The 18,468-nt window shown below is 55.6% G+C and carries 17 protein-coding genes and 1 pseudogene; 6 read left to right on the top strand and 12 right to left on the bottom strand.

Going from position 1 to position 18,468, the window contains the following annotated elements; translation table 11 throughout:
- The first annotated feature begins 165 nt into the window (after nucleotides 1-165).
- Nucleotides 166-1,374 (top strand): ammonium transporter, encoded by a 1,209-nt coding sequence (locus ACJAXR_RS06340; protein WP_415057400.1) that lies wholly within the window; start codon nucleotides 166-168, stop codon nucleotides 1,372-1,374.
- Between the two features lie 51 nt (nucleotides 1,375-1,425).
- Here the strand turns inward: ACJAXR_RS06340 and ACJAXR_RS06335 are convergent, their stop codons facing one another.
- Nucleotides 1,426-2,667, bottom strand: coding sequence for an OprD family porin (locus ACJAXR_RS06335; RefSeq protein WP_415057399.1), 1,242 nt, complete (start codon nucleotides 2,665-2,667; stop codon nucleotides 1,426-1,428).
- Nucleotides 2,668-2,917: 250 nt separating this feature from the next.
- On the bottom strand, nucleotides 2,918-3,514 hold the full coding sequence (locus ACJAXR_RS06330) for an NADPH-dependent FMN reductase (RefSeq protein ID WP_415057398.1): 597 nt from the start codon (nucleotides 3,512-3,514) through the stop codon (nucleotides 2,918-2,920).
- A 270-nt stretch (nucleotides 3,515-3,784) separates the two neighbouring features.
- Between ACJAXR_RS06330 and ACJAXR_RS06325 the strand changes: the two are divergent.
- Nucleotides 3,785-4,260: pseudogene (locus tag ACJAXR_RS06325) on the top strand (Na+/H+ antiporter NhaC family protein); the annotation flags it as partial.
- Here ACJAXR_RS06325 and ACJAXR_RS06320 read toward each other — a convergent pair.
- The 7 genes from ACJAXR_RS06320 to ACJAXR_RS06290 all read right to left on the bottom strand — a co-directional run bounded on the left by ACJAXR_RS06320 (nucleotide 4,241) and on the right by ACJAXR_RS06290 (nucleotide 14,394).
- A complete protein-coding gene (locus tag ACJAXR_RS06320; RefSeq protein WP_415057397.1) occupies nucleotides 4,241-5,893 on the bottom strand; it encodes a methyl-accepting chemotaxis protein in 1,653 nt (550 codons plus the stop codon). The pseudogene ACJAXR_RS06325 and the gene ACJAXR_RS06320 overlap by 20 nt on opposite strands.
- Before the next feature lie 222 nt (nucleotides 5,894-6,115).
- Nucleotides 6,116-8,086, bottom strand: a complete 1,971-nt coding sequence (locus ACJAXR_RS06315; RefSeq protein ID WP_415057396.1) for an acetyl-CoA carboxylase biotin carboxylase subunit — start codon at nucleotides 8,084-8,086, stop codon at nucleotides 6,116-6,118.
- Nucleotides 8,087-8,132: 46 nt separating this feature from the next.
- Nucleotides 8,133-8,927 (bottom strand): enoyl-CoA hydratase/isomerase family protein, encoded by a 795-nt coding sequence (locus ACJAXR_RS06310; RefSeq protein WP_415057395.1) that lies wholly within the window; start codon nucleotides 8,925-8,927, stop codon nucleotides 8,133-8,135.
- Between the two features lie 3 nt (nucleotides 8,928-8,930).
- Nucleotides 8,931-10,091 (bottom strand): citronellyl-CoA dehydrogenase, encoded by a 1,161-nt coding sequence (gene atuD, locus ACJAXR_RS06305; protein ID WP_415057394.1) that lies wholly within the window; start codon nucleotides 10,089-10,091, stop codon nucleotides 8,931-8,933.
- Nucleotides 10,092-10,104: 13 nt separating this feature from the next.
- Nucleotides 10,105-11,721: a geranyl-CoA carboxylase subunit beta gene (atuC, locus tag ACJAXR_RS06300; protein ID WP_415057393.1), complete on the bottom strand. Its 1,617-nt coding sequence runs from the start codon at nucleotides 11,719-11,721 to the stop codon at nucleotides 10,105-10,107.
- A gap of 2 nt (nucleotides 11,722-11,723) precedes the next feature.
- Nucleotides 11,724-12,593, bottom strand: coding sequence for an SDR family oxidoreductase (locus ACJAXR_RS06295; protein ID WP_415057392.1), 870 nt, complete (start codon nucleotides 12,591-12,593; stop codon nucleotides 11,724-11,726).
- The gene (locus ACJAXR_RS06290) at nucleotides 12,583-14,394 is read right to left on the bottom strand and encodes an acyclic terpene utilization AtuA family protein (protein ID WP_415057391.1); all 1,812 of its coding nucleotides are present in this window, start codon (nucleotides 14,392-14,394) and stop codon (nucleotides 12,583-12,585) included. The genes ACJAXR_RS06295 and ACJAXR_RS06290 overlap by 11 nt, the downstream gene beginning before the upstream one ends.
- A 138-nt stretch (nucleotides 14,395-14,532) precedes the next feature.
- On the opposite strand from ACJAXR_RS06290, the gene ACJAXR_RS06285 reads away from it, so the two are divergent.
- The 4 genes from ACJAXR_RS06285 to ACJAXR_RS06270 all read left to right on the top strand — a co-directional run bounded on the left by ACJAXR_RS06285 (nucleotide 14,533) and on the right by ACJAXR_RS06270 (nucleotide 16,848).
- Nucleotides 14,533-15,162, top strand: coding sequence for a TetR/AcrR family transcriptional regulator (locus tag ACJAXR_RS06285; protein WP_415057390.1), 630 nt, complete (start codon nucleotides 14,533-14,535; stop codon nucleotides 15,160-15,162).
- Nucleotides 15,163-15,337: 175 nt separating this feature from the next.
- Entirely contained in the window at nucleotides 15,338-15,583 is a 246-nt protein-coding gene (locus ACJAXR_RS06280; protein WP_415057389.1) for a transporter substrate-binding domain-containing protein, read from the top strand.
- The gene (locus ACJAXR_RS06275; protein ID WP_415057388.1) at nucleotides 15,580-16,035 is read left to right on the top strand and encodes a hypothetical protein; all 456 of its coding nucleotides are present in this window, start codon (nucleotides 15,580-15,582) and stop codon (nucleotides 16,033-16,035) included. The genes ACJAXR_RS06280 and ACJAXR_RS06275 overlap by 4 nt, the downstream gene beginning before the upstream one ends.
- A 144-nt stretch (nucleotides 16,036-16,179) precedes the next feature.
- Nucleotides 16,180-16,848, top strand: coding sequence for an ATP-dependent zinc protease (locus ACJAXR_RS06270; RefSeq protein ID WP_415057387.1), 669 nt, complete (start codon nucleotides 16,180-16,182; stop codon nucleotides 16,846-16,848).
- 24 nt (nucleotides 16,849-16,872) lie between these two features.
- Here ACJAXR_RS06270 and ACJAXR_RS06265 read toward each other — a convergent pair whose 3' ends face one another.
- The 3 genes from ACJAXR_RS06265 to ACJAXR_RS06255 form a co-directional block, all read right to left on the bottom strand.
- Nucleotides 16,873-17,403 (bottom strand): DUF2058 domain-containing protein, encoded by a 531-nt coding sequence (locus tag ACJAXR_RS06265; protein WP_415057386.1) that lies wholly within the window; start codon nucleotides 17,401-17,403, stop codon nucleotides 16,873-16,875.
- Between the two features lie 48 nt (nucleotides 17,404-17,451).
- Nucleotides 17,452-17,628, bottom strand: a complete 177-nt coding sequence (locus tag ACJAXR_RS06260) for a DUF2897 domain-containing protein (RefSeq protein WP_415057385.1) — start codon at nucleotides 17,626-17,628, stop codon at nucleotides 17,452-17,454.
- Nucleotides 17,629-17,815: 187 nt separating this feature from the next.
- Nucleotides 17,816-18,448, bottom strand: a complete 633-nt coding sequence (locus ACJAXR_RS06255) for a TetR/AcrR family transcriptional regulator (protein WP_415057384.1) — start codon at nucleotides 18,446-18,448, stop codon at nucleotides 17,816-17,818.
- Nucleotides 18,449-18,468: the final 20 nt, after the last annotated feature.

Genomic DNA, 18,468 nt, shown 5'->3' with positions numbered 1-18,468 from the left:
TGCGTACACCCCTTTCAACTAATTGAATAAAAAGAGAAAAAAGTAACGGGTAGACATTGCGTCATTTGGTATTGTCATGATCCTGTGTGCGTATTGCACCAATAGTGATCATTGCATGCTCATTGTGTGTTTATCTGGTGCATTTCTTTAAAAGAGGCTCCGCGAATGGAAAACCTGCACAGCGCAGTGGAAACACTGATGCATGGCGCTAATACAATGTTTCTTCTGATGGGTGCGGTCATGGTTCTGGCCATGCATGCCGGCTTTGCGTTCCTGGAAGTGGGTACGGTGCGGCAGAAGAATCAGGTCAATGCGTTGTCCAAAATCATCAGTGACTTTGCTATATCGGGCATCGCTTATTTTTTTGTTGGCTACTGGATTGCCTATGGAGTGACCTTCTTCCATGGCGCTGAAGCGCTGGCGGAGCAGAATGGTTACTCCCTAGTAAAGTTTTTCTTTCTGATGACCTTTGCCGCCGCGATTCCGGCCATTATCTCCGGTGGAATTGCCGAGCGCGCTCGTTTTGCTCCGCAACTGATTGCTTCGTTGCTCATTGTGGGGCTGATCTATCCTTTCTTCGAAGGCCTGGTATGGAATGGCAATTACGGTGTGCAGGACTGGATGGAATCGAGCTTTGGGGCACCGTTTCATGATTTCGCTGGCTCGGTCGTAGTGCATGCTGTTGGTGGCTGGTTAGCGCTCGGCGCGGTTTTGATGCTCGGCGCACGTCGCGGTCGTTATCGCGATGGACATGTGGTGGCTATGCCGCCGTCCAATATTCCCTTTCTTGCCCTCGGGGCCTGGATTTTGACGATTGGCTGGTTCGGTTTCAATGTCATGTCGGCCCAGGCGCTGGATGGCATCAGTGGACTGGTGGCGGTGAATTCGCTAATGGCAATGGTTGGTGGCACGCTGGCAGCGCTCTTTGTCGGCCGATTTGATCCTGGTTTTCTGCATAACGGGCCGCTAGCTGGATTGGTCGCCGTCTGTGCTGGATCTGATCTGATGCATCCGATCGGCGCGCTGGCGACCGGTATTGTGGCTGGCGGGTTGTTTGTCTGGGCCTTTATCCTGACGCAGAACCGGTTGAAGATCGATGATGTGCTGGGCGTCTGGCCTCTGCACGGTCTGTGTGGCGTGTGGGGTGGGGTAGCTGCTGGTATTTTCGGCGCCCAGGCGCTGGGCGGTCTGGGTGGTGTCAGCCTGATGTCGCAGATTGTTGGTTCAATGGCTGGAGCTGCCTTTGCGCTGGCGGGAGGCATATTGGTATATGGCGTAATCAAGGCGGTTACTGGCATTCGATTGAGCGAAGAGGACGAGTTCATGGGCGCTGACCTGGCGATCCACAAGATTGGTGCGGTCTCGGACGACTGATCGCAAAAAGCCCGAGCATTTACTCGGGCTTTTTAGTATGGCACCGGTCCTTTACATCAACGCAATGGTGTAGTTGATGATCAAACGGTTTTCGTCGATGTTGCCAGCAACGTCGGAACGAACCATCGCGTTACGCCATTGCAGCGCCACGTTTTTGAAGGCGCCAGTCTGGATGGTGTAGGTAAAGTCGATATCCCTCTCCCATTCGCTGCCATTGCCGGCTGCACCTCTGTCGATATTGTCGCCATTGACATAACGGACCAGCCCTTTCAAGCCAGGTACACCATATTGTGCAAAGTCCAAGTCGTAACGGGCCTGCCAGGATTTTTCATCCGCACGAGCGAAGTCCAAAATCTGGATGTAGTTGGCTATATAAGGATTGTTCTCCCTTAGATACGGGAACGCAGTCTCACCATCACTGTGTTGATAGCCCACGCGGAAGACGTGCGGGCCGGTTCCTGCTGATAACAACACCGACTTCATCTGATGATCGATTTTCAGAGGCTGATCACCATTGTCGCTGGTATCGAAATAGGCCAGATTGCCCCCTAACTTCCAGTTACCCAGATCAATACTCTGGATCAGGTTGAGCAGATTTTGTTCATAAACATTATCCAGTTCGCCACGCCACAGGCCCAGTGTGGTGTTGCTCTGGGTCAGCTTGTAGGTGCCGCCCAGATACTTGAACTGATCAGAGGTGCCGCCCACGGTTGAGCCAATATCTTCGCGGTTGGTGCTTGCGCGGTAGCTGACTTCACGCAGTTGGCCGGCTTGGACGTCCAGATGTTCTATCTCGGCCATACTCAGGGCGCCACCGGTATAGGTTTGCGGCAGCAGGCGAATATCGCTGGCCTGGGCAATCGGAATAGCCGGGACTAGATGGCCGATTTTAAGGACGCTGTTGGATAGCTTGGCTTTGGCCGTAGCCGAGGCATGGCCATAACTGTCCGGGCCCTCATTTCCAAAAGCGTTGGGCAATAGTCCGGTACCGCCAGTGTCATCCTCCGAGTGGAGTTTTACCCCCGTTGCGCCATAAACATCCAGGCCAAAGCCGATCGCTCCTTGGGTGTATCCTGAATCTGCGCGAAAGATAAAACCCTGTGCCCACTCTTCGGCCTTGGACGCCGCGGCGGCAGGGGTAGAACGAAAGTCGCGGTTAAAATACAAGTTGCGCAGTTGCAATGTGGCCTTGGCATCGTCGGCAAAGCCAGCAGCCATTGCAGGGCCTGTGAAAGGGGGCATAAGCGCCAGGGCCACAGCTGCGGCCAGAGTGTTAGTTGTCATCTGCTTCATTATTATTCTCCTAGTGTGATCAAGCGTGGACAAATAAAGCACTTAAGCTGGAGATGCACTCTAAGACATTCGTCGCAGTGGATCATTTCGGTCGCATCTTGCACGTGACGCCACGAATGTCCGCAGGGCTAAGAGAATTGTTTTTGACGGCCTGGAGGGTTCAGGCGAAAGCATCGTGGGCGACTGCAAGGGGGCTATTAGACTTTAGCAGGGACCGCCCATTTGTCGGCCAAAAGGGCGGTTGGCATGATCACATGCCGTTGGCAAAATCCGGGTTGGACATGTCGATTTCGCTGCGCAGGGGTTTGAGCGCTTGGGCGTAACGCAACAGAATATCCAGATTGTAATCCATGCGGGCGCGTATGCGACGGTCATCTTCGTCGACGGGTTGGGGCATGTTCAGGACTTTTTCGACGTTGCGCACAATCAAATGCTCGGGGATGTAGCACAGCCGGCAGTTCTTGTAACTGGAGGCCCGCAGCTCACTGATCGGATAGGCGCCGCCGATGCCGGCCGAAATTCCGCCGAGCATCGCGGGCTTGTGAGCCAGTTGCGCCTTGGTGGCGAAGAGGAAGAAATTCTTGATTGCAGGGCAGGCCATCCCGTGCCACTCGGGGGCCAAGATCACCAGCGCATCGGCTTTCGCCAGTTGTTTTTCAAACATGCCCCAAGGCCCTTCGTCTTCAGCTGGCCACAGGGGTAGCGGATAAGTGCCCAGATCGATGACTGATACGGCGTCAGCGTCCAGACCGTGCTGGTTGATCAAGTTTTGACGCATGAACCGTGCGACCTTGGATGTTTGGCTGTTGCTTCGGCTGCTGCCGGCGACGATGGCAATTTTTAGCATGGGGGCTCCGGGTAGTTGTCAATCAATGTATGCTAACTGCCAAGGGAGGCCCACCGACAGCGCAAAATCATAATTGAATATATCGAATAATTATCTGACCTTTTTGACTGCACCTGACCGATCCGGCAGAGTACTTGCCCTTCGGATGGTCAGTGCTGGCGTGGCGTCGATTTTTTCAATAGACATTTCAACGACCATTACGTGGCGGTCGTGGCGAATGTCTGGCGCTTGGAGAAGGGTTGCAGTGGACGATCTCTCCTGGTTGCCTTAGCCGCAGTAGTAGCCGCCTTTGTGGTGCAGCTATGGCTGAACTCGATGATTATCGGGGCGTTGACCGGCTTTGTTATTGTTTCTCTTTCGGGCATTGTGCGCTGGCGGTCCTGTCGATGTTACTGGCCGGTTTGCTGATTACGATGGGAATCGGTTCCTCGTTCTCGACCATTCCGATCATTGCTGCCATCTACGTACCGCTGGCGCTGTAGATGGGCTTCAGTTCGTAGGCTATTTTAGCGTTGGTGGAAACGGCTGCGGCGTTGGGCAACGCGGGATCGCCTGCTTCGGATTCAACCCTGGGGCCGACTGCGGGTTTGAATGTAGACGGTCAGTACAACCATATTTGGGATACGGTGGTCCCGACCTTTCTACATTACAATCTGCCGCTGATTGCCTTGGCTGGCGGTGATGGTGCTCTGAGGCGTTTCTCGACAAGCCGCTCGAGCGCGCAGGTCAGATCCGGAAGCGGCTGACCAGCCCATCAATCTGTCTGCCCAGCTGGGTCAGGTGCTCGCTGGCTTGAGCCGTTTGCTGAGCACCATCAGTGGTCTCACGGGCCAGTTCGGCGGCTTCGGTAACACTGCGATTCACATCTTCAACTACGGTGGATTGCTGGGTGGTGGCGCTGGCGATCGAGGCGTTCAGCGCGACCATCTGCTGCATCGACTCTGCGATCTGGTCCAATGCAGCACCCGCGGCATTAGCCTGCTGAACACTGAGCGCGGAATACCGGTCACTCTCGTTAATAACCTCTACCACTGCTTGGGTGTTGGTTTGCAACTTGTTGATCATGTTGTGAATTTCTTCTGTCGACTTCTGGGTGCGCTGGGCTAGGTTGCGCACCTCATCGGCGACCACGGCAAACCCCCTCCCCATTTCTCCGGCACGAGCAGCTTCGATAGCGGCGTTGAGTGCTAACAGGTTGGTTTGTTCGGCAATGTTGCGAATCACATCCAGCACCGATGTGATTTCATGGGCATCGCTGGACAGGCTTTCCATGTGCATGACAGCGGTTTTTACGCTATCAGACAAGTGGCCAATCTGCTCGATGGTACGGGTGACCTGGGTCCGCCCATTGTTGGCGCCCTCGTTGGCATTTTCGACTTCCTGGGCCGCTGCATTGGCATTTTGCGCTACGTCTTGCACGCCGTAGGTAATCTCATTAATGGCGGTCGCCATCAGTTCCATCTTTTCGGACTGACGGGTCATGCCATGCAGGCTTTTATTACTGATTTGATTCAGCTGCTGTCCGGCACTGGTCAGTTGGCTAGCGCTGTCACCCAGTTGCTGGATGATCGAGCGCAGATTACCGGTAAAGCTGTTGAAGTGATGGGCAAGCAAAGAGAGTTCGTCGTGGGCATCGTCATCAAGCTTGCGGGTCAGATCGGCTTCGCCGCTGGCGATGTGGCGCATGGCCTCTACCACGCTGTTGAGTGGTTTTGTGATGCTACGCCCTATGATGAACAGGATGAGGATCATGATCAGCGTCAAAACGGTCACGTACGCCAAAACTCGAATGCTTTCGGCGATGAACTTGGCTTCCATGTCTTCGATGAACACGCCCGTACCGATCATGTAATCCCAGGGCTTGAAGTGAGTGAACGCAGCGATTTTGTCGAGGCCGACATCCTCGCTGGGCTCCTGACCTGGTCGCGTCCAGGTATATTCGATGTGCGCCGTGCCTTGTGTGCGGGCCAACTCAACCATCTCGACAATCACGTTGCTACCGCCATTAGTGCTGTTGATATAGGTGAGATCGACGCCTTCAGTCTGGGGGGCCATGGGATGCATGATCATGATGTTGTTCATGTCATTGACCCAGTAGTAGCCAGCACCGCCATCGTAGCGCAGAGCGCGCAGGGCTTCGAGCGCCTGAGTGCGCGCCTGTTCGCTGGTCAATTCGCCGGACACTTCCTTGGCGTGATAGACGCCCATCAATGTATGGGCGGACTCGACCAGGTGGGTTGCCTTGGTGATCTCTGCTTCACGGTATTCTCCGCGTAGGGTGGTCAGAGCTCCCAGTGCCAGAAGGGTCATGCTGACCAGTGCTACTATCAGGATCAACCAGATTCGTTGGCTGATTTTCATCTTGCGCAATAACTTCATCGACAACCTCTCCCGAGCACCTTGGCCATTCGGATTTTTATCAAGCACTTATATGGCTATGTACATCTTATTGTTATGTCGGCCGAGCAACAGAAAACCTGAGCGTTATTTTGTTGGCGGCACTGATGTCAATTTGACGTTATTCGGCCAGGTATTCAAGAGGTTAAATCTCTATATGAATGAGGCGTATCAACGCGTATTGCGAAACACGGGCTGGCGGCTTCAGCTTAACTCCACGAGTATCTGGCGATTACGTACCTGCTGTCCTTCAGCAATACATAAAAGACTGACTACACCGTCCCTTGGTGCGCGCAGGACGTGCTCCATCTTCATCGCTTCCATACGCACCAGGACCTGGCCTTTGTGCACGGGTGATCCGGCCTCAACCATGATCTCAGTTACCGCTCCGTCCATCGGTGCCAGTACCTGGTTGGAAAGACTGTTGGCTGCCGCTGCGGTTGGCTGATGAGATACGTCAGTCAGTTGCACGTTACCGTCTTTGCCGTAGAGCCAGACTGTAGAGCCTGCAAGAAGACAGGTACGTTGCTGGCGGATTCCGTCCAGTTCGATGACGCATGAGCTACCGTGTTTTTCGAGCAGACGTATGTGCAGACTGTGCGAGCCGATATACATATTCAGGTATCTGATGTCCTGACTGGCTACTACCTCGATAGTGTGAATATCATTATTGTGGGCGAGCACAAGGCGCAAAGGGATGGATGTGTTATTGCTCCAGCCATGCATTTCAGGCAAAGGGCTGCAGCGCTGCGCAGAGCTCTGGTAAAGCAGCGCGGCTGCCAGAGCCAGGTCCGCAGGCGCCAGAGGCTGTGTGCTGAGACTTGAGTCGGCGCTGAAATGCTCGGTGATGAATGCTGTGCTGGTATTTCCCGCGATGAATTCGGGGTGCTCAAGCAGGTTCAGTAGAAACCGTTGATTGGCGTTGACGCCAAGTAAAACCGACTCGCTCAGCGCTCTCATCAAGCGGGTGCGTGCCTGCTCGCGATTGGCGCCGTGAGCAATGACCTTGGCCAGCATCGGATCATAAAAAGGGGTTATCAGCTGGCCTTCGCGCAGTCCATGGTCGATACGAACGCCCTCAGTCTGCAATGGCTGCCAATGCATGATTCGCCCGGTTTGTGGCATGAAATTCTGGCTGCTGTCCTCGGCGTACAGGCGTACCTCGATCGCATGGCCTTGCAGCTCGATTTGATCCTGGCGTAGGGGTAGAGGTAGGTCACAGGCTACATCCAGCTGCCAGGCGACAAGATCAAGACCGGTGACCATTTCGGTAACCGGGTGTTCCACCTGCAGGCGTGTATTCATTTCGAGGAAATAGAAATGGCCCTCGGCGTCGAGCATGAATTCAACTGTCCCGGCGCCAGCATAGTTCACTGTTGCGGCTGCCTTGATTGCCGCTGCACCCATGGCTGCGCGCAATGCTGACGTCATCACGGGACAGGGCGACTCTTCAATGACCTTTTGATGTCTACGCTGGATCGAGCAGTCGCGCTCACCTAGGTGCAGGATATTGCCGTGGTTATCGCCAAAAATCTGGATTTCCACGTGGCGAGGGCGGATCAGCGCTTTTTCCAGGATCAGTTCTGCGCTGCCAAAAGCGCCCTGTGCTTCGGCACGGGCGCTGTTTAACTGGTCAGCTAGTTGTGCAGGATCATCTACCAGTCGCATGCCGCGGCCGCCGCCCCCAGCACTGGCCTTGATCATCAGCGGAAAGCCAATCTGCATGGCCTCAGTGATCAGCGTCTCGTCATCCTGAGCGCCGTCCTGATAGCCGGGAATACAGGGAATCCCCGCATCCAGCATAGCCAGCTTGGACAGGCGCTTGCTGCCCATCAGACGAATAGCTTCGGGTGAGGGCCCGACGAAAATCAGGCCAGACGCCTGGCAACGCTCAGCAAATTCGGCGTTTTCCGATAAAAAACCGTATCCGGGATGAATGGCTTCGGCGCCACTGCGCTTGGCAGCATCCAGAATGGCATCGATATTGAGGTAGGACTGGGCAGCCGGGGCGGGACCAATACAGATGGCCTGATCGGCTAGCTGGACGTGGCGACTGTCGGCGTCGGCGCTGGAGTAAATGGCTACTGTACGCAAGCCCAGCGTTGAGGCTGTTGTCATGATGCGACAGGCAATTTCACCGCGGTTGGCAATCAGCAGAGTATTGAAGCGCGGCATGACGATGATCCTCAGCGCGGGGTAGTGGTGGCGGTCAGTTGGCGGTTTAAGGCGCCCATCCCGGCTTGCGTTTTTGAACGAAAGCCAGCGTGCCTTCAGCTGCTTCCTTGCCTGTTACGGCGTTTGCAAAGATATTTGCAGCAAGATCCAGTACCGACTCGAGAGGCTGCTCATTGCTGGCCAGAAGCAGCGCTTTGGTCTGGATATTGGCGTCTGGCGCGCAGCGCAGCACCTGCTGGATGGTTTTCGTCAGTTGCTGCTCCAGAGCCTCTGCGTCAGTTTCGCAGTAATGCACAAGGCCTAGTCGAAGGGCTTCCAGACCATCAAAACGAGCAGCAGTCAATGCCAGACGGCGGGTCTGGGTAAGTCCAATCCGGCGTACAACAAAGGGTGCGATCTGCGCCGGTATGACGCCGAGGCTGGTTTCGGGAAGGCCGAAATGGCAGTCGCTGCGGCAGATAGCAATATCCGATACTGATACCAGGCCTAGACCGCCACCTAATACGGCGCCCTCAAGTACGGTGATCAGCACCTGGGGTTGTTTGGCGGCGTCCTCGAGCAGCCGGCCGAAGCTGCGGTTGATCTCGGCTTGACCTTGTCTGTTGCGGCTGCGCGCAGCGGCCATGTCCTTGATATCGCCACCGGCGCAGAAATGCCCGCCGGCCCCCCGAAGTACGATGGCGCGCAGGGAGCGGTCTTTGTCGCTTGCGGCCAGCAGACTATGCAATTCTTCGAGCATGACGAGGTTCATCGCATTGCGACTGTCGGGCCTGTTCAAGGTGATGAATAACACATCTTCCCGGCGTTCCAGCAGCATAGTCGTGGCGTCTGGCAGCTTCATTGTTCAGCCCTTTGGTTTGCCGGGCAGGGTGCCCATGAGTTTGCAAATGATGCCGAGCATGATCTCGTCGGCACCACCGCCAATCGAAACCAGGCGCACATCGCGGTAGGCGCGTGCGACCGGGTTGTCCCACATATAGCCCATGCCGCCCCAGTACTGCAGGCATGCATCGGTGACTTCACGTCCCAGGCGACCAGCCTTGAGCTTAGCCATCGAAGCGAGTTTCGTTACATCCTTGCCGGACACGTATAACTCGGTAGCGTTATAAACGAGCGCGCGCAGACACTCGATTTCAGTTTGCAGTTCGGCGAGGCGAAAGTGAATGACCTGATTGTTGATCAATGGCTGGCCGAAGGTCTGACGTTCGCGACAGTATTCGATGGTGTTGTTCACGCAGGATTCTAGACCCTTGAGGATGTTGGAGGCACCAAACAACCGCTCTTCCTGAAACTGCACCATCTGCATCATGAAACCTGCACCTTCCTGACCAAGCAGGTAGCGTTGGGGTACACGCACATCGTCAAAAAATACCTGGGCGGTCTCCGAGCTGCGCATGCCGAGCTTGTCCAGATGCTTGCTTAGGCTGATACCTGGTGTATTCATGGGCACCATGATCAGTGACTTGTTGCTGTGCGGCTTGCCCTCAGAGGTGTTTGCCAGGAGGCAAATAAAGTCGGCCGACGGTGAGTTGGTGATCCACATCTTGCTGCCATTGATCACATAATCATCACCGTCCTTGCGGGCGTGAGTCTTGATGCTGGCCACGTCTGAGCCGCCGCCAACCTCTGATACGCCGATACAGCCGACCATCTCACCGCTGATGGCTGGGCGCAGAAACTGCTCGCGCAGTGTGTCGGAGCCAAAGCGCGCCAGGGCGGGTGTGCACATATCGGTCTGCACGCCGATCGCCATCGGAATACCGCCGCACTGGATAGTGCCGAACTCTTCAGCTGCGACTATAGAATAACTGTAATCAAGCCCCATACCGCCGTAGGCTTCGGGCTTGGAAATGCCCAGCAGGCCTAGATCGCCAGCCTTGCGGAAGATCTCATGCATGGGAAAGTGACCGGCTTCCTCCCATTCGTCCACGTGGGGGTTGATCTCCCGATCGATGAACTGACGGACAGTACGGCGTAGTGCTTCGTGTTCCTGGGTCAGCAGCATGGGATTTTCTCCGTTATAGGCGGGCTACGCCAAAAGTGTTGGGGTTCAGCGGCCGCACCGCGGCCTCAGCGCAGATATCCAGAAGAAGACCGAACAGCTTGCGGGTGTCACGCGGGTCGATCAGGCCATCATCCCAAAGGCTGGCTGTGCCGTAGAGAGCAGTGGACTGACTATTGAGTTTCTCGGCGGTAACCTGTTCAAGCATGTCGAGCATCTTCGGGTCTGCCGTCTTGCCGTCGCGCGCGTGCTTGGCCTCGGTGACGATGCGCAGCACCTTGCCGGCCTGGGCACCACCCATGACGGCGGTGCGACTGTTGGGCCAGGCGAAGATGAAGCGGGGGTCCAGTCCGCGTCCGCACATGGCGTAGTTTCCAGCGCCGTAGGAACCGCCCACCACTAGAGTAAGCTTTGGTACGCGGGCATTGGCTACCGCCTGAATCATCTTTGAGCCATGCTTGATCACGCCTTGTTGCTCCGCCTCGGTGCCGACCATGAAGCCGGTGGTGTTGTGCAGGAACAGTAGAGGAATGTTGCCTTGATCGCAGAGTTGAATGAATTGTGCGGCTTTGGCGGCGCCCTGCGGGGTAATAGGGCCATTGTTGCCGATCAGACCACAGCGCCGTCCATAAATGCTTAGATGGCCGCAGACGGTCTGCTGATCAAACTCTTGCTTGTAGTCGAGAAAACGGGAACCGTCGGCGATGCGGGCGATGATTTCGTGTACATCGTATGGGGTTTTCGACTCAGCCGGAACGACACCCAACAGCTCTTCAGTTGGGTATAAAGGCTCGTCCCATTGCAGTTGCGATGACACCGGGAGGCGTTCGTTCCAGGGTAGACTGGCGAGAATCTCGCGGGCCAGGCGCACGCCATCGGCATCATTTTCGGCCAAATATTCAGCGGTGCCGGCGGTTCGCGCATGCATCTCGGCGCCGCCCAGCTCCTCTTCGGTGGCTATCTCGCCCGTCGCCGCCTTGAGCAGGGGCGGGCCGGCAAGAAACATCTTTGCTTTGCCACGCACCACCACCACATAGTCCGACAGTCCGGGCTGGTAGGCACCACCCGCGGTGCTTGAGCCATGCACAACAGTGATTTGTGGTATGCCGGCCGCCGAGAGTCGGGCCTGGTTGGCAAAGGTACGCGCGCCTTCGATGAATATATCGGCAGCGTAGGCTAGGTTAGCACCGCCGCTTTCGGCCAAGGTAACCATGGGCAGTTTATTTTCGGCGGCGATCTGCTGCAGGCGCAGGGATTTTTTCAGGCCGCTGGGGGAGATGGTGCCGCCCTTTATCGCGCTGTTGTTGGCAATGACCATACAACGCACTGAACTCACGTAGCCAATGCCGGCAATGAGTCCGCCACCCGCCAGTGTACCGTCCTTGTCGTCATGCAACTTGTAGCCAGCCAGCGGGCACAATTCGATAAAGGGTGCGCCGGCATCCAGCAGCAGCCCGAGGCGCTCGCGGGGCAATAACTGACCACGTTTATTGAACTTCGCCTTGGCTTCACGTGCCTTGTTCATCACGCCTTGTTCGACTGCCCGGAAGCTGTCGATCGCAGCCAGCATGGCGTCGCGGTTGGTGGCGAACTCGCTATCGGTGGGGGCCAGCATGGATTCGATGACGGCCATGCTCAGTCCTTCGCCTTGAGAATGTCGGGTGTGATTGCCCGGTGAAAGCCCTCGAAAGGAATGTTGTTCTTCGCCGGAGGCAAGGGCCAGGCGCCACTGCCTAAGCTGGCTGCACCGTCGATACGCAGGCTGGCGCCACTGATGAAAGCTGCTGCGGGCGAGAGTAAGAAGACGATGGCGGCGGAAATTTCCGCCTCACTGCCCAGGCGTTTGAGCGGCACGCTGTCCTTGAGGCGCGGGATGATCGCCTTCATCGCGCCGTCGTAGGTATCCATGCCACTGGAGGCGATCCAGCCGGGGGCCACCGCGTTCACGGTGACGCCGGTATGGGCCCATTCAAATGCAGCTGTCTTGGTAAAGTTATCCATGCCGGCCCGGGCAGCACCGGAGTGGCCCATACCAGGCATACCGCCCCACATGTCGGCGAGCATGTTGACGATGCGCCCGCCGGTGCGGTTCATGCTCTGATTGAATACTTCGCGGGCGACCAGAAAGCCGCCAACCAGATTGGTGCGTACTACGGTTTCAAAGCCCTTTTGGGTAATGGCTGCCAAAGGCGCAGGATATTGGCCTCCGGCATTGTTGACCAGACCGTGGATGGGGCCGCACTCGGCGATGATTTCAGCGACCATCTCGCGCACCCGGTCTTCATCACGGATATCGCAGGCGCGCCAGATCACTTGTCCGCCGTCAGCGGAGATTTCCGCTGCGGTTTCCTGTAGTTTTTCGGGCGTGCGTCCTACCAATACCACGTGTGCACCAAGGGCGGCCAGTTCATGGGCAGTACAGCGTCCGATGCCACTACCGCCACCGGTTACTATAATGGTTTGATCGGCAAATAAATCAGCTTTGAATATGCTGTTATACGTCATTGATTTTTTCCATCCGGGAGAGCAAATCGCTGGGAATTGCTATGGGCATTTCCAGTAGCTGCTGGGCGAAGGCCTTGCCCTGGGGATCAATGCGCAGGCTTGCGACGCCGCCGCCGCCCAGGCTGTTTTCCAGCAGAAAATTCAAGCTGTGACTGCCGGGCAGATACCAGCGGCTGACTCGGCCTGAAGTAGAGTCGAGTGTGTGACTCATCCAGTCGGCGACTGCCGTTTCGTTGAGGCTGGCGGCGATCCACGGCAGATACTCTGGGTGGCGGGCCATGACCCCGATGTTGCTATGATTCCCTTTGTCTCCGGAGCGCGCCACCGCGAGGCGGATTAAGGGGGTTTCCATGTCGGCGCTGGCGGAGAATTGCGGCAAGTCGACCGTTGCAGCGGCTTTGGATATTGACGCCAGAGCAGGTAGCACCACCGGAATGGATCGGCCCTCGATCTTAACACTTGGTACACAGGCGCTCTTTTCGATCAGAAAGGAGAACAAACGGATCATCGGGTATACCGTCGGCCGACCGCCGACAATTCCGGTCAGACCCGGGGCCATACCGGTCGCTGCCTGGGCTATTTCTCGGGAAAATAACACCAATGCTTCCTTGCGTTGATGGCTCACGGCAATCTTGATGACCACCTCACGGGTATCGGCACGATTGCCTTGGGGGCCATAAGTTGCCTCGCTGCCGAGCAGTTCCACGTTGGTGTCGCGATAATCTTCCCAGCCGCGCTGGCGAAACATTTCGCGGGTTTTGGTCAGGATCGCCTGACTCACCCGCTGCGCCTTGGCCACCGCATCAATCCCGGCCATAAGGCAGCTGGCAGTACATTTGAAACCGTCGGGCCAGGTCGCGCTGACCTTGTATTGCCCACCCGGCGCTCGACCTTTTGCGCCGCGCACATGCACCCTGTCAGGGGCCTGCTGTTCCAGGGTCACATTGGAGAAGTCACAGATGACGTCCGGCAGCAGGTATTCATGGGGGTTGCCGATCTCATAGAGCATCTGCTCGCCGACGGTCAGCGGTGTAACGAGACCGCCACTGCCTGCGGGTTTAGTAATGATAATGTTGCCCCAGCTATCGATTTCAGCTATCGGGAAGCCGATATGTTCATAGTCTGGTACTTCCTCCCAATCGGTGAAATTACCGCCGGTGCACTGAGCTCCGCATTCGATCAGGTGGCCTGCGAGCGCCGCTTGAGCCAGCAGATCGTGGTCATCCCAGGACCAGCCAAATTCATGCACCAGCGGTGCGCTGACCAGCGCGCTGTCCACAATGCGGCCGGTAATGACAATATCAGCTCCCTGGGCTAGTGCTTCAACGATGCCTGGCGCGCCTAGATATGCATTGGCCGAAACGCATATGGGTGGAAGGGGCGCGCCGCTAAACATGTCCTGGATACCGTCGGCCGCCAGGTGCTTGAGCCGCGGAAGTAGATCGTCGCCCTGTAATACTGCTATTTTGAGGTTGACTCCGGCCCGTGTGCAGGCTGCATCGAGTGCTGTTGCACAAGCTAGGGGATTGATGCCGCCGGCATTGCTGATGACCTTGATGCCCTGGCTGGCCAGCGTTCCCAGCAAGGGTTCGAGTACTTCGATAAAATCCCTGGCGTAGCCTGCATCGGGATTTTTCATCCGCGCACCGGCCATAATCGACAAGGTTATCTCGGCCAGATAATCGAACACCAGATAGTCGAGCGGGGCCTCATTACAGGCGCTGTCCACGAGTTGAGCCGCGGCGCTGCTGGTATCACCCCAGAACGCACTTGCGCAGCCGATACGGATGGTTTTATTCATGTGCCTCTCCGTTGACGATGCAAGCACCTTACCAAGCAAGCGCTTGGTTTGAAAAGTGTTCTGCAATAGCGTTTAATGCTGGCACTGGCGTTTGGCGTAAATGCCGTGTTTTCTCCATTTCTCAACAGAAGATCAAGTATGTCGTCACCGCATTTACTTCCTGAGACAGAAATTCGTCGATTAATAGCTACGGGACTGGTCTCTGAACCGACAACGCCACGTGGCAAGCTGCTGCAGGCTGCCGCGCATCTGTTCAGCAGTCGTGGTTTTGATCGCACAACGGTTCGGGATCTGGCGGCGATGGTGGGTATTCAGTCAGGGAGTATCTTTCATCACTTCAAAAGCAAGGACGATATTCTGCGGGCGGTGATGGAGGAGACTATTCATTACAACTTGGCGCTCATGCGCGCCGTTCTGGTTGGGCTGGATGATCCGCGAGAACGACTGCGAGCGTTGATCCGCTGCGAATTGCAGGCGATCAACGGTGTGAGCGGCGAAGCGATGTCGGTCCTGGTTTATGAGTGGCGCTCGCTGTCTGCTGAAGGGCAGCAGCTTATTCTAGGTTTACGCGAGATTTACGAGTCGATCTGGCTTGAGGTTCTGCAGCAGGTTTGCCAGCAGGGTCTGGTTGCGGTCGAGCCGTTTATTCTGCGCCGGCTGCTGACGGGAACCTTATCCTGGACGGTTACCTGGTTCCGCCCGGGAGGAAGTCTGACGCTTGACGATTTGGCAGAGCAGACATTGAATATGCTGGTTCAAGCCGAGTAATCTGGTGAAAAGCAGGCTAAACTGAAGGTGTGGGCCATTAGCCACTATGGGACCATAAGCCTTCAGAAGAAAATATATGCGTTCATTGTTGTTTATATTTTGCCTTTGGCTGACAGCCACCGGCGTTTTTGCCTAGGAGATTGGTGCTATTGCGGTTGATGCACCACAGCCTGTGATGGTTGGCGGGTATGTTTTCCCGCCGTTCTCCGAGCAGAATTCGAAGGGTGAGTGGTCTGGCTTGATTATTGATCTTATTGCTTTGCTCAACGTATCCCAGAAAGATTACCAATTCGAGTTCATGCCTACCGCAGCGCCCCGGCGTTATCATGATTTTGCCAATGGCCGTTTTGATCTGATGTTTTCGAAAGTCCGCACTGGGGGTGGCAGGATAAGCCGATTGTCAGTCTGCGTGGGCCGGTGATTGGGGCAGAGGTATTCATTGCTGCCGCTCAGATAGGGCGTGGTCAGGCGTACTTTGCCAATCGCAAGGGTAAACGCATTGCGTTGTTCAACGGTTATCACTATCGCTTTGCTGGATTCAATCGGGACAAGCAGTACCTCCAGCGCGAGCATAATGCGATTATTACTTTCTCGCAGGATAGCAGCGTGCAGATGGTGCTCCGGGGGCGCGTTGAGTTGGCGGTGATTTCTGGGGCGTACCTTGCCAGTTACTTAAAAGCGTTTCCGCAACACCGCTCGCAGTTACTTATTTCAGATGAGCCCGATCAGTATTACGAGTACCTACTGATCAAACGCGAAGGCAGTGATCCACCGTTAGATTACTTATCTGAATTGATGTTGCGGCTGCAGGGCGAGGGTGAGCTGCAAAAGTTGTTCGTCCGGCATGACCTGTCCGTTACGACAGAGGATTAGCATGGCGGTGGAACCTTTTGCCCCTTGGCAACGTCAGTAGTTGAGCTAGAATAGCGCGTCTTTAACGCCTGGTCTGGTTACTCGTCGCCGGGCTGTTTTGCGCCCTATTGCCTTCATTTTTGGCTGTATTTCAAAGGATCCCCAATGCTGTCAGTTTTGAAAAATACCTGTTTGGTTATACTTGTTGTAGCCGCTTCTTTTTCCAGTCTAGCCCTGGCCAGCGGATCCTCCAGCGATCAGCAAGGTTCTAAGTCGGTTCGAGTTAATACCAAGGTGATCGTCGGTTGGATTGAAAAAGGCCGGATTCTACCTGAGCACACGGCCGTGAAGATCAAGGTGGATTCCGGGGCGCTGACGTCATCTATGCATGCTGTCAATATCGAGAACTTCACACGCAAAGGTAAAGCCTGGGTGCGCTACGATGTGCCGGTGAAAGACGCTGATACCGGCAAACAGGTGAACATGAAGTTTGAGCGCCCGGTCTATCGCCGTATCCTGGTGCGCGGCGCAGGGGGAGAGGACCGTCGGCCGGTAGTCAAGATGAGAATGTGTATTGGCAATCAGACCTACGAGGAGCAGTTCTCTCTTCGCGACCGCGGGGATATGACTTATCCGGTGCTGATTGGACGCCGGACTATTGAGCATATCGGTTTGATTGATGTATCCCGCACTTTCATGGTCGAGCTCGAGTGCCCTGAAACGGCTGAAAGCGATGAGCGCAGCAAGCAGGATCGGATGCGCAGTGACTCGACCCTCATTGACGACAGTGAAGTGGGTAAGCCTGATCAAACTGAAGAGGAATACGAAGAGTAAACTCGTGTTCCCGCACCTGATGCCTTACCACATCAGGTCGTCGGGCACCTGGAAAGCGGCGTAGGGATCATCTTCTGCCGAGGGCTGCGTTTCCACGTTAGCAATATGGACCGGCCACTGGGGTGCTCGTTCGCTGACCTTGGCTGCAATGTCTATCGGGATCAATTCGAAAGTGCCTGACAGGCGGACTACGCCAAGCTGGCCACGACTGAGCTTGCCGAATTGTTCTTCGGTCACATAAATCTTCTTGATCTTGTTCTTGCTCGCGAACTGGTAAGGCGTTTCGCCGCCGGCGCGTTCAAGCTTGCTCTGTGCTATTAGTTGGCGCGCCTGCGCCTCGCCTTCCTTGCGCGCTGTTTCTTCCTGACGCTGCTGGTTCAATTGACGGTCGCGCTCAGTTTTTTCGGCACGGGCTTTTTCGACGGCAACGGTGCTGTCCTGAACCTTGTTCGGCTCGGCGCGAGCGGTTTTCTTCTTGGCGCGCTGAGCTTGCTTGAGCTTTTTCTCGTCGACCAGTCCGGACTTGAGCAATTGGGCTTGCAATGAGTTGACCATGCTTGGGACTACCTGTAACGGGCTGAAAATGTGCCGGCCATTCTAGCCTTAATCGCGGTCGTTTTCCTGCTTTTCCTGTGCTTCGAGCTCGGCCTGTCTAGCTTTGATGAGACGCATCTTGTCTTTGCTGATGGGCATTTTGTAAGCAGTTATGTAAACTTTATAGAGTACGCCGAAGAGAGTCAGTATGGCGAAAAATACGAAAATCCAGCCTATAACGGGCATAGCTGTTGTCCTTAAGGGAAAGTCAGTGTGGTTCTGATCATGCGCAATCCAGCTCCACAAGGCAACTTTTGCTTACAGTTGAGCTGATCGCTATTCTTGAGTTCCATCTGGGTCAGAGGGTAGATTGCGATATTTTGTCGAGATGGAACTCGGCATTTCTGGTGGGGCTCGGCGCTTCATCTGCAATTTAGGGCCGCATCGACTGCATCAACATCTGCAGGGTATAGGTGATTAGTGCCTCTGGATCGGGGTGCCCGGGGTCCATCTGGGTGCCTTTGCCGCACTGCATGATGACGCCATGTAATGCACCGCGCAGATAGAAAGCGGTCATGACCGGATCAGCGACACGATCGGAGCTCAGACTGCCATCGGCGACGCCCTTGCGTAGCGCCTCAACCATTAAATCCATGGCTTCAATGCTGCATGTCCTGAGTGCGGCACTCTGTTCGTCTTCGTCAGCCAAGTGTTCGAATGTACTGGCCTGGGTCAATACATCGAAGTAGTCGGGTTCTTCAAGACTGAAGCGATAATAGGCATGACCGATTCGGTCGATTTGCTCCACGCCTTGATCGACCTGCTCGATGGCTGCAGCGAATCGATCACGGATAGCTTGTGCTGCGCGCAGCATCAGGCCGCGCATGATGGCGGCCTTGTCTTTGAAATAGACATAGAGCAGCGCCCGGCTTAGCTGCGCGGTGCGGGCAATCTCACCCATCGAGCTTTTCTCGAATCCCTTTGCAAAAAAAACCTGTTCTGCAGCATTGAGAATGCTATCGCGGCGATCCTGCTTTTCCTGCTCTCGGCGCTGATCTAGGCTCATGGTTGTCCTGGGGTGAAGAG

Source organism: Halopseudomonas sp., assembly GCF_047631575.1.
In the GTDB taxonomy this organism is placed as follows: domain Bacteria; phylum Pseudomonadota; class Gammaproteobacteria; order Pseudomonadales; family Pseudomonadaceae; genus Halopseudomonas.
The sequence above is the reverse complement of the archived record's forward strand: the minus strand, read 5'-3'. Positions and strand labels throughout refer to the sequence as shown.